Source organism: Nonomuraea aurantiaca (genome assembly GCF_020215705.1).
Lineage (GTDB): Bacteria > Actinomycetota > Actinomycetes > Streptosporangiales > Streptosporangiaceae > Nonomuraea > Nonomuraea aurantiaca.
The window spans coordinates 96,234-107,521 of the sequence record NZ_JAIWNB010000033.1; the positions used below are offsets into that span (position 1 = coordinate 96,234).

The 11,288-nt window shown below is 67.1% G+C and carries 7 protein-coding genes; 3 read left to right on the plus strand and 4 right to left on the minus strand.

Features of this window, described 5'->3' with window-relative positions; translation table 11 throughout:
* The first annotated feature begins 213 nt into the window (after window positions 1-213).
* From LDL49_RS47290 to LDL49_RS58805, 3 genes are all read left to right on the plus strand, one after another.
* Complete coding sequence (locus LDL49_RS47290) at window positions 214-435, plus strand: hypothetical protein (RefSeq protein WP_225301499.1); 222 nt, start codon at window positions 214-216, stop codon at window positions 433-435.
* A gap of 194 nt (window positions 436-629) precedes the next feature.
* Window positions 630-1,637, plus strand: a complete 1,008-nt coding sequence (locus tag LDL49_RS47295) for a DUF4331 family protein (RefSeq protein ID WP_225301500.1) — start codon at window positions 630-632, stop codon at window positions 1,635-1,637.
* 380 nt (window positions 1,638-2,017) lie between these two features.
* Complete coding sequence (locus LDL49_RS58805) at window positions 2,018-3,619, plus strand: PucR family transcriptional regulator (RefSeq protein ID WP_225301501.1); 1,602 nt, start codon at window positions 2,018-2,020, stop codon at window positions 3,617-3,619.
* Between the two features lie 583 nt (window positions 3,620-4,202).
* Here the strand turns inward: LDL49_RS58805 and LDL49_RS47305 are convergent.
* The 4 genes from LDL49_RS47305 to LDL49_RS47320 all read right to left on the minus strand — a co-directional run bounded on the left by LDL49_RS47305 (window position 4,203) and on the right by LDL49_RS47320 (window position 11,145).
* Window positions 4,203-4,754: a hypothetical protein gene (locus LDL49_RS47305; RefSeq protein ID WP_225301502.1), complete on the minus strand. Its 552-nt coding sequence runs from the start codon at window positions 4,752-4,754 to the stop codon at window positions 4,203-4,205.
* Between the two features lie 231 nt (window positions 4,755-4,985).
* Window positions 4,986-6,575: a glycoside hydrolase family 99-like domain-containing protein gene (locus tag LDL49_RS47310; RefSeq protein WP_225301503.1), complete on the minus strand. Its 1,590-nt coding sequence runs from the start codon at window positions 6,573-6,575 to the stop codon at window positions 4,986-4,988.
* Between the two features lie 568 nt (window positions 6,576-7,143).
* Entirely contained in the window at window positions 7,144-9,297 is a 2,154-nt protein-coding gene (locus tag LDL49_RS47315; protein WP_225301504.1) for a M6 family metallopeptidase, read from the minus strand.
* A 1,665-nt stretch (window positions 9,298-10,962) separates the two neighbouring features.
* Window positions 10,963-11,145 carry a hypothetical protein gene (locus LDL49_RS47320; RefSeq protein WP_225301505.1) on the minus strand — a complete coding sequence of 61 codons (183 nt, stop codon included), beginning with the start codon at window positions 11,143-11,145 and terminating at the stop codon, window positions 10,963-10,965.
* Window positions 11,146-11,288: the final 143 nt, after the last annotated feature.

Here is an 11,288-nt window from a genome sequence, read left to right on the forward strand (position 1 = left end):
CCAGCCACACCGGATACCGCCGACTATCAGTATGCCCCTTCTCTTGGGGCATGGCAGGGAAGAAACAAAGCGGTGCGGTGGGGGCGAACGCCTCGTCCTTGACAGGGCGGGACGCTCGCCCCCGGCTCATATACCCGTCTATCCCTGTCGATATGGCCGATCCAGCTAGGCCCCTGACGAAGATCGGCCTCGTGGGGTGATCCCGTCCATCTGATGGCGCGGCTCTGCCGTGTCCTGCCTTTCCTGAACGGCAGCATCAGCCAGAAGTCTCGTGATGTGGCGGCGATCGTCCACGGTGACCCGGTGCACCTCTCAGGCTCCCAGCACCTCAGCCTGCTCGGGCACCGATGCCTCTCGCGGACGTACCGGGTGGTCAATGGCGGCGACGGCCGCTGCCTGGCGGTACGGCGGGCGCCACAGGAACGGCGGGTATGAGATCGCCGAACCACGGACGCCGCACCCGGCCGGCGAAGCCGCCGAGGACATGCGCTCCAGGCTACGTCGGCGGCAGCTCACTCAGCGTTTCGTAACCCCATGAGCACGTCACTGTGCAAGGTGATTCTGGCCGTCCTCGGCCGGCCGCTCCTAGTGTCGGGAGACACCATACAAGCTGGTCGATGGAGCCCATCATGTCCCATCATCTCGACTCACCGCTCGCTCGCCAGGACCCGCGCCTCGATATCAGCGACGTCTACCTTTTCCGCGGCACCACGGGAACCGCGTTCGTCATCAACGTGAACCCCCTGTCCGGTGCTGGAGCGTTTCATCCCGAAGGCCGGTACGAGTTCAAAATTGACACCGACGGCGATGCCGTCGAGGATCGCACGTATTGCGTCACCTTCGGCGAGCTCGACGGCGACGGCTGGCAGGCTCTGGAACTGCGCCGGCTCGACGGTGAGGACGCGCGGGACCGTGATGCCGCCGGGACCGTACTGGTTCGCGGCCGCACCGGCACGAAGCTGGGCGCCGAGAGTGGCGTGCGAATCTGGGCCGGTCCCGCGGCAGATCCGTTCTACATCAACGGAGCCGTGGTCGGCGCCGTCAAGGACGCGGTCATGAACGGAACCGCACTCGATGTGGCCGCGATCGACTATGAGCAGCCGGCGAACCTGTTCGCAGGCACGAACGTGAACGCCATCGTCCTGGAGATTCCCGACGAGGACTTCGAGGTCGCCGTCATCGGCTTCTGGGGGACGACGGCTCTGGCCACCGACGCCGGCGGCTGGCGGCAGATCAACCGTTGTGCTTATCCGCTCGTGAACACCATCTTGTATCCGGACGACTCACAGCAGGCCAGCGACTACAACACCACCCAGCCCAGCCAGGACCCAGACCTGTACGGGCCACTCGTGCACGATCTCGTGAGCAAGGCCGTCGCCGCCGCGCACACCAGCGACGACCCTGCCGCGCACGCGAGCCGGGTCGTCGGTGAGATCTTCCCTGACATGCTCCGTTACGAGCTCGGGACCGCTGCCGGGTTCGGCTTCGCCGCCCGCAACGGTCGTGGCCTGGCCGACTGTGCGGCCGAGGTGATGTTCGCGCTGGTGCTCAACAGGGCCGTGCCGCTCGGCCTCGACAGCCGATCGATCGCCGTGGCGCCGGGCCGTGGTTTCCCCTACCTCGCCCCTCCCGTGTAGTGCTAGGCCGTCGTGAGCAATCAGCTGTGACGTGCGGGAGCCGTTGCAGCGCATGACCTGCTCGTTCGTGGCCTTGTTCGCGTGGCGGGCACTACTCTGAACCCGAACCATCGGGGTGTCATCAGACACGAGGTGAGGTGCCGATGCCCACGGTCAGCACGTTGGCGGGCCGGTCCGAACTCGGGATGCGGCTTCTCACGCACGGGCCCGCCAGGACGCGGCAGATCGACTCTGCGCTGATCGTTGAAGGGGACTTGTCCGCTTGGGGCGGAGCCGATCCGGAGATCTTCCGGCGAACCCTCGTCATCCTGCCCTTCGCCGGGTTCGAAGGGCGAGCCGAGGACACCATGCGACGGCTGGGCGGTGTGGGCGCCGCGGGTGTGGTCCTCGCCGTCGGCCTGGGTGGGGAATGCTCGCCGGACGCCGAGGTCCTGGCCGCCTTGGCCCGTGAGCACGGCACGCCGCTGCTGCTGTCAGCGAGCGAGCCGCATCGTGTATGGGCGGCGACCATGCAGATCATCCGCGAGGAACGCGAGCACGCGACCACTCACCTCAAAGAGATGCAACGAGAGGTGACGCGTCCGGACGGCCTGAGTCACCTGCTGCGCTGGCTTGCCCGGCAGGTGGGCGGCAGCGTCGTTCTGCTGGACCTGGCTGGTAGGCCTCGCCACGCCTTTCCATCGCTCCCCGAGGACGTGATGGAGCAGGCCGCGGGCGATATCCGCCGGGTGATGAGCGGTGAGGCGGGTGCCGCCGCCGCGGATGTCGAGGCGGGTGTGGTCCACGTCCAGTCGATCGGTGAGGGCGGCCACGAGGCGACCCTCGTCGTGGCGCGGGCGCACCGCTTCTCGGCATCGGTACGGAACCTGATCGGCGACGCGTCCCGGCTGCTGTCGCTGAGCTGGAGCGTGGAGGAGTCCGGCCGTCGGCGACGCGATGTGGACCGGGCGGAGGCGCAGACCCGCGAGGCGGTGCTTCACCTCCTGCTGACCGGTCAGATGGAGGCCGCGCACCGCGTCGCGGAGACCATGGGCCCGAGGCTCGCGGACGAGGTCCGCGTCTATGTCGTGGAATGCCCGGAGCAGATCAGGGATCGATCGGTGGCCGAGTGTGACCGCGCGTCACAGGGCACAGCCTGGATCGTGCGCTGTCCCGTCTACGCCCGCCATGTCATCGTGCTCGCGCCGGCGCAGAGGGGCGACGATATGGAGCAGGCACTCCGGCTTTACGCCGGCCGATCGGCGGACATTCATGTCGGGCGCGGCGGGAGCGTCGCGCTGCGGGATCTGGCGTCCGGCTACCGGCAGGCGTTCCACGCCCTGGCGACCGCGCGGGGAAGAGACGAGCACTACGCCGATTTCAACCCGAGAGGAGACCTGGCCGCTCTCGTGCGCGGCCGCGGGTACGCGTGGGCCGGAGCGCTGCTCGAGCCGCTGCACACCTACCGGCCGGCCCGAGTTCAAGATCCTGACGCGGCCGTGCTGACCTCCACAGTCCGGTCCTGGCTCGACTTCCACGGCGGCGCCGCGCGGCAGCTGAAGATTCATCGCAACACGTTGTCGGCTCGGCTGCGGCACATCGAACGCCTTCTCGGCCGCTCCTTGGACGACCTCGCGACGCAGGCGAAGCTGCACCTCGCGCTCTGCGTACTCGAGGGGCCTGGAGGAGCCGGCGGCGAAGGGACCCTCGATGCGCTCCTCGACACCGCGGACGTGCGCGATTGGGCCGCACTGCAAGTGTCTCCGCTGGCGAGTCGCGAATTGGTGCCGTCGCTTGCGACCTTGCGGGTATGGCTGGGCAACGATGCCCGTCTGGAACCGACCGCCTCGGCGCTCGGCATCTCGGCACCCGGTGTGCGCAAACGCCTGACCCGGATCGAGGAAGTACTCGGACGGTCATTGCTGGACAGCCCCTCTGCGCGCTACGACCTGTGGTTCGCTATGCGCGTGTTCGACGCCTGTGACGTGCCCACCGCTGGATGAGACCAGAGATTGGTGTCCGGAGTCGTCCTACGATCGGCGCGTCGGTGGCGACACTGCCTTCCGCTGATCTCCACGCCACAATTGGGCATGACGAGTGGGCATGACGAGACTCTTCTCGCGGTCCTTGCCCCGTTGGCATGTTGATCAGCGCGCTGCCGGTCCTGCTCTCGCCATCGCCGGCATGACCGAGCCGGTCTCTTGCGGCCACCATGTCGCGCCCGCGGCCTCGGAGTGTGCACCTCGCCGTGGGAGAGGAGGTGTACGGCTACAAGAGGCCGGGCGACGGGACCTGCCGACGGCGATGCTCCGACGAACATCATCAGCACCACCCGGGCGGCGGAGCCGTTTCCCACGCCGACGCAGTGATCCTTCCGGCCACGGCACAAGTGGACCTGAAGCGGTGGAGGTCAGCGCACGGCCGCGCCGTCATGCCCGGACCTCTGACCCGTACGGCGACCGTTGATTCTGGTAGCCGCTCTGGCGCGGGGGAGAGTGATTCCAGTCGAACTCCGCCTGATCCATGCCGGTGACCGCTGATCGGGTACGCCGGGGCCTTCCCGGCGTACCCGATCACCTCAGAAGCTCAGCTCGCCTGCCTGAACTGGAACAGCAGAGAGCCGTTGAGCCGCCAGCCGGGCTCCTTGACCAGGATGCTGTCTTTGTGCGCTTCGACGGCGAGGCGCCACCTGCCATCGCTGGACAGGCGGAACACCTTGACGTCACCGCCCGCGGTGGTCGAGGAGGGCGCGTAGCCGAGCACTCCTTCGCTGCGGAAGTCGCCCGAGGCGACCAGGCTGTCGCGCTCGGTGATCGAAGCGGTGACGATGTAAGACGCCTTCTTCAGATAGCGCAGCCGGTACAGCGGCTTGCCGCCCGCGAACGGCGCGGGGGACAAGTAGTACATCGGGGTCGGCGTGACCGTCCAGCCGCGCTTGGCGATGGCGTTCTCCTTCTCCGTCTCGCTGGCGGTGTAGAAGTAGCCGCCGTCCTTGGTCAGCAGTTCGTAGACCTTGACCCGCTGCGCGAGCGTCGCGGTGCCCGAACTGCCCTTGTCGGCGGTGCCGGCGGTGGCTTGCGTGGCGGCGACGCCGAGGGACAGCGTGGCGCCCAGCGCCACCGCCAATCCCAGGCTCACGGGACGGAGCGTCCGGCCCAGCGAAATGGCCATGGAGGTATTTCCCTTCGAGTAGCTCTGTGTGGACTGCTCGCCGGTGTTGCGGTATCGGCATGCGATGGGGCAACAGGGGGCTGCAGGTCGGCAACACCCTATGGAGCGGCCACACTCGGGAAACCTCCGCTGCGGATCATGGCAGGATCACGCTCCTGTTTGGCGCGACATCACTCCCCGCGCGGGGTGAGTGCCCTGTCACGAAGTGCAGGAGGTACCCTTCTGCAGGTTGAGGTGGTCGTGGATGAGCCCGAGGTACAGGCATCCGTCCTTGGCGTTGGGCTCGATGATGCCTCCCTCGTGCCATTCGTTCCAGGCGTAGATGCTCACGAAATTGTCCACGGCGGAGATGTGTCGGGAGTTCGCGATGTCGGCACGAATCTGGTTCAGGCCCTGGGAGAACAGCGTGGGGGTCTGGTCCTGGTAGTAACGGATCCTCGTCCGGTCCGGGATGAGGTGCGGGTAGCGGGGGCGCTCGTCGAACCCGGCGGCCGCGCAGCGCATGAACTGCCGGGGAGTGGCGCCGAAGTAGGCGGGCATCGCGGCCACGTAGTCGGTGTAGCTCTTGACATGGTCGATGCGTACGCCGCAGTAGGCGCCGTCGGCGCCCCATCGGGTGGGCGCGGCCGTGTCGAGCATGGCTTCCCAGTATCCGAGGACGAGCACGTCCTCGTTCAGTATGGCCCTGGCCTGCCGGCGGACGGCGTCGACGAAGGAGCGCGTGTCGGCGTCGCTGCCGTCGCCGAGCCCGCGCCGGTCGCACAGTCCCAGGACGAGCCGCCCGTCGTTGGCGCGCAGGTAGTTGGGCTGGTTGAAGAACGTGTCGGCGAACCGTTTGGCCACGGTGGTGTAGTCGCTCGTGGGGATCTGGAGGCCACCCCATGGATGGGCGCATACGGTGAGCGCGAAGTCGATGGCGGTCCGGTTGCGGGCTTGGGCGAAGGCGGCCAGCGATGCCTCGAACTGTTTGGGGGAATTCTGCCGTGCGGTGTTCCAGTACCAGTAGAACTGGAAGAAGTCGAGTCCTGCTCCGGCGGCCTGTTCGATGTGCTTCTCCAGGGTTTCCGGCCGGGAATCATCGTAAAACCCGATCTCGGGTTGTAGATGGGAGAAGTCCTCGTTCCACCCCTGGGTGTTCTTCGGTACGGCTGGGTCGGCGCCGGAGAAGTCGCGTACGCCGCCCCACCAGTCGCCCTCGCGCCCGAAGACGTTCTTCGTGGCGGTCATGACACTTGTGGATTGCGGGTTGAACGTGCCGAAATAGATCGCCCCGGTGCGGATCCACTCCGGGTGCCCCCAGCCGAGCGGCCCGTCGATCCGGTATCCGGCGGCCACCAGCTCCTGGCTGCGGTTCTCGAAGGCCACTCGCCATTCTCCCCACCTGCTGAAGCGCATCAGCCGTTGCGTGCCGGACGCGCGCTGCTGCCCCAGGTGACCGGCGATGCCCTCGTAGGCGAACCGTCCGCCGGCCAGGAGGTTGTCCCGCTCAGCGGTCGATGCGGTGAGCAGGTAGGAAGATCCGGTACGAAGCCGGTAGACGGGCTGGGAGCCGGTGAAGGCGGTTGTGCGCCAGTAGCCGACCTGCCCGCGCTGATGGGTGAACCCGTACAGGTTCACCGCCTCGGTCGCCTCACTGGTCGACAATGTGTACAGTCGGCCGTGTCCGCCCGGGGCCAGCAGTTCCATCATCGGGACCGGGTCGGTGATCTGGGCCGCCGCCGCAGCGGCTTCCGCATTGATGCCCGGCGTGGGGGGGCCGGCCACCAGCAGGGCGGCCGCGATCGTCATCGCGGCCCCTGCCCTCCAGAAACGTCGCACAGGACCCCGCTCGCTCGACTCGTAGTGATCGCCGAGATTAGCGGATGCCAGGCGCGGCGCGGAGGCAGTCGTCGGGGAAGGCCGCGGGTCGAGTTCCAGGGCGAAGCAGGCGATCTGCTGCCGCTCCACGGCCTGCCGTGGCTCGTCCGAGCTTGCCAGCGGGCAGAGGTGGCAGGAGTGCCGCGTCCGGAGGCAGCGATACTCGTGGCGAAAGATGGCGGAAATTCAGCGCCATATGGCAGTAAGAAGTTTGGTGAATACAGGGGCTTGCAGGGCGGCTACGCCCCCTTCCAGAATCCGAAGGATTCTTGCCTATCAGGCGTGGCGTGGCGCGGCGTCGGCTCACCGGCCTCGGGTACAGCCGCCGTTGCGGAACACATCATCACCGTAAGACAGTCGACGACCCTCCTCCGGTGAGAATGGCGATCTCCCCGGTCATGGTGGCGGCGCCATCCGAGGCGACGAACGCGGCCATGACGAAACGCCCGGCGGTGGTCCGCCGGGCGTTCGCCGTCATCTCTTCGGTGTGGATCGAGGATCAGCCGCCCGGCTGCACGACACCGTTGACCGTCAGCTTGTACGGCGCGTACTGCTGTACTTGCTCGGTCGGCTCGTCGTTGGCGACGATCGCCACCACTGTCGGGAACGCCTTGAACGGCGCGAGCTGCAGTTCGTTCAAGTTGATCGAACCCTGGCCGTTGTACTCCACCTGCCGGACGGTCGTCTGCTCGCCGTCCATGCCGACCAACCGCACGTTCCAGTTGCCGACCGGCGTCGGGTAGATCTCCGACGGCGAGTCGAACGGCTCCAGGCTGGATCCGTCGCTGACCGTCGTCCCGCCGACCTTCACGTCGTCGACCGACAGTCCGCCCTCGTTGACCCCTCCGTCGCTGACGTAGCGGAAGCCGAGCAGGATCTCCTGGCCGGCGTAGGCGGACAGGCTGTAGACGTGCGGCTCGAACCCGGTCGTGGTGCCGTTGAGCCCGGGGCCGAGCGGCGCGGCCACGGTCTTGTCACCGGGGATGGCGGTGTAGGTCTTGCCGCCGTCCGTGGAGACGACCACGTAGGCGTAGTCGAAGCCGGCCTCGGCGCCGTACTTGGCCAAGAAGCGCAGCGTCGGATCGGCGGCTGGCACCGTCACCTTGGCCACGGCCGTGGCGTTGAGGTTGGTCTCGTTGCCCGACCACAGCACCGGGTTGCCCTGCCTGTCGGGGTCGTTGGCGACGACGGTCCAGGCCAGCGGGATGGACGGCAGCGTCTTGGCCCCCTGGAACGACAGGGAGCGCAGCACGTCGCCGCCCAGCCTGCGCACCGGCACGAAGTCCGCGCCGTTCGGCGCCGCGCCGGGGGTGGCGTAGGCGGCCGGGTTGGCCAGGTTGAGCTCCGAGTTCAGGCTCGCCGAGGTCACCCGCTCACGCGGCACGCCCGTGATCGTACCCTTGGCACTGTCGAGCAGTCCGTCCACCAGTGCCATCGTCTGGAAGTCGTGCAGCACCTGGTACAGGTCGGTGTCGCCCAGCGCCGCCTTCAGGCTGGCCAGTCCCTGCAGGTCGCCGTCGCGGTGCAGCCTGCTCATGAACGCGTCGCCGTACCGGTCGTAGAGGAACACCATGAACGCGTAGGCCTGGCCGTAGTCGGCCAGCAGCGCGTCCGGGTTGGCCTCACCCCAGAGGTTGAGCGAGTTCTCCGGGCCGCCGCAGTCGCGCGGGTTGGGATTGTGCGGTGTCTGCACCACGCCAAAGCCCTGCCAGCAGACGATGTGGCTGTCGTTGCCCGGCTCGTCCACGCGAAGGCCGGCGTCGACGTACCCAGTGAGGGTCTGCGCGAAGTCCGACAGGCCCTCGTTCAGCCACGTGGTCTCGAACGGGTCGGTGTAGTAGTGCAGCAGGTGCTGGTACTCGTGCGCGAACGTGCTCTCGTACAGGTACGGCCGTGCCCCCCGCGAGGTGCACGGGTCGCCGGTCGGCTCGTCCGGCGGGTTCGCGCCGGTGCGATGCAGCCAGTCGAAGGCGTCGATCGTCATCACGTTGCGGTCGAACTGGTCATTGAGCGCCGCGGAGAAGAAGCCCGCGATGTACGTGGGGGCGGCGGGGAAGGTGTAGAAGTTGGCGTCCCTGACGTTGTCGACCAGCGTCACCGTTCGGTCGCCCGCGCCCGTGTAAACGCCGCCGTTCCCGTTCTCGTCCGGGCCGAGGGTGGCGTTGGTGCCGTCGCGATCCGGCGCCGTGCTGAAGGCCTCCGACAGCTTCGGGTACATGGTGGTGTCGAACTGCTCGGCCATGTCCGTCACCTGCGCGTCGGTGATCTGCACGCTCGAGGCGCCCCGGCAGTCGCCCTCGGGGAACGCCAGATCATTGGCGACCCAGATCTCGATCTTGTCGCCGATCGCACGAAGCGTGTAGTCCTTGCGGTAGAGCGTGCCGTTATGGTCGTCCAGGCCGAGCCACTGTCGTACGGTGCCGACCGGCGGCGTGTCCGCGGCCTTCGCCGTGGCCTTGCCGCTCTTGCCGTCCTTGTAGGACGAGGGCACCTTGACCGGCTTGCCGTCCAAGGTGAAGTCCTTGCGAGTGAGCTCTCTTGTGTCGCGCGGGACGGGCGCCGGTGCGGCCTCGGCCGCCGCCGCAGGTAGGGCGGTCAGCGACGGTAACAGGAGAAGCGTGCATGCTAATGCGATGATTCGGCTGCGCGCCATAAACCTTTCCTTGTGATCGGTGCGGACGAAGTGAAATCGTGCCGTGCTTACGGTGCTCCGGAGACCGTCGTGGCCGGTTGAATTGCCCAGAGAAAACAAACTCTTTGGCACAGCCGTCCTGATCAGCCGCAGCAGAGAATTCGAGAGCAGATTACTCGACGTGATGTAATGGCCTCCACAGGAAAAGATGCCAATATTCGAATGATTACAGACAGCGGCGTTCAGCGCGGTTGTCGGTGCAACCGTGCGCCGTACTGTTCGAGGGCGTGCCGCAATCTGACAAGTGTCCAGGTCGTGGACACTCATGGCGTCGGCAGAAAAGCGGCGATCACTGGCAGGAATCGGCGTTGCAGGTGGAGATCGGCTGTGGTTAGGATCATCAGCGTCTTAGGTCGACGGCCCGGGAAGGGTAGTGCGGAAGAAATGGTCGCGCGTATCCCGCATATGCCCACCCGGCTTCCGATGACTTAAGGCAACTTCCCGGGAGCAGCGCCGGGTGGGGTGATAATGAGCGGCCTGGATGTGAATCCCCCTGAGCGTCCGGGCCGCTCTGCCTACCCGAAGGCGTCCGCGGGGCGCCTTGGGCGGTCTGCTCGACGCTCACCGTCGTTCGGCACTCGCTCGGGACCGCCGCAGAAGGCTCCGGCCACGTCGAGCATGAACATCATCTCAAAGACCTCGCCCCTGCGATCCTTCCGCGAGTGTGACGAACGGCGAGAGGTGCCGCCTGGACGATCGCGGATGGCGTCACTGGCCGATGACATCCGCTGGGTCGGCTTGACGGTCACGTGGCAGTCCCGCTCTGACCAGTACGAGCGCTGTCGCGTACGTCAGCCCGGTAGGCGGCGGGCAGCAGGGGAGCAGGCCCTATCAGGGCAGTGCCGAACCCGGCCGCCGAGACGGTGACCAGCACGGAGGCGGCCACGGTTGTGCTGCGCGCGGCCGCGGCCGCCGCCGCGAACCCGCCCAGGACGCCGTAGACGGCAAGGAGATCCAGCAGCCGCCATGCGTCCAGGGGCCCGGCTTCGCCAGTGGGCGATGGAAGCGATGACGTCCAGACGAAGGTGAGCCCCCTGCCATGTTGAGCGTCGGCGGGAGGGCCACCATGAGCCCCGCCAGCGTCACGCGCCAGTGCCTGCGCCTCAGGGGTGAGCGATCGTTCAGAGGCTGCTGTCCTAGCTGGTCACTGATCCATGTGACGAAGCAGATCGACAGGAGTGGATCATGAGGGACTCGACGCGATACAGGCTGGCATGGCAGGTGCCGCTCGACGAGGGCGAGAACTGCCCTCGTCCATCGTTTCTGTGCCATTCATCCCGGTCGTTCCGGAGAGCGGGGAGATGCGGATGGTCACAGCCCTTGGCCCACACTCTGCCGGCGCTCCGCCGTTCCCGGAACAGCACCAGAAGGTGTCGGCCATCTGATCAGGGATGCACCACTGTCAATCCCCTGGAATCGTGGAGACGGTCCATGCCACAGCGGTCCTCAGCAGGGCCGATGAGGCTCGTCTCTTCTCGATCATGTGACGTTCGAATCCACCGGCGCGCCGGGAGACATGGTCAGCCAAGACCCTTGCCGTCCCGCTGAACGCCGGCAGCAACACCATCCGCCGGTTCAGTGGACCAGCCTGCTCGTCGCCAGCGGGGCCGACCATCTGGCGGCGAGTCACTCGAGGGGGCGCAGAATGCCGTCGGCAGTGACCGTCTGCTCGCCGTAGCGCTCGTCGAGCCGGTCGCGCAGGTCGTCGCCGGCCACCCAGATGCCGGCCGTCACGCGGTTGGCGCGCTCGTCCACCGCCACCGAGACGAACTCCTCCTCGCACTGCAACTCCTCCTGAATCCCTTGCAACTCGGCATAGGTGTGCGATGGCGTCCCGTGGAGTGGTGTAACTACGTGATCGACGGTTGCGATTCTGAGTGCGTGGTGAGCTCGGCCGGGTCGCGTGCAGCGCTGCCGGTGTGGAGGTCGGCCATGGAGGTCTCCGACAGGTA

Coding starts and splice junctions, on each gene's coding strand:
- LDL49_RS47310 (WP_225301503.1), bottom strand. CDS start 6,575: ATGACGATCGCGGCCGCCCTGCTGGTGGCCGGCCCCCCCACGCCGGGC.
- LDL49_RS47290 (WP_225301499.1), top strand. CDS start 214: ATGGCGCGGCTCTGCCGTGTCCTGCCTTTCCTGAACGGCAGCATCAGC.
- LDL49_RS47295 (WP_225301500.1), top strand. CDS start 630: ATGTCCCATCATCTCGACTCACCGCTCGCTCGCCAGGACCCGCGCCTC.
- LDL49_RS47315 (WP_225301504.1), bottom strand. CDS start 9,297: ATGGCGCGCAGCCGAATCATCGCATTAGCATGCACGCTTCTCCTGTTA.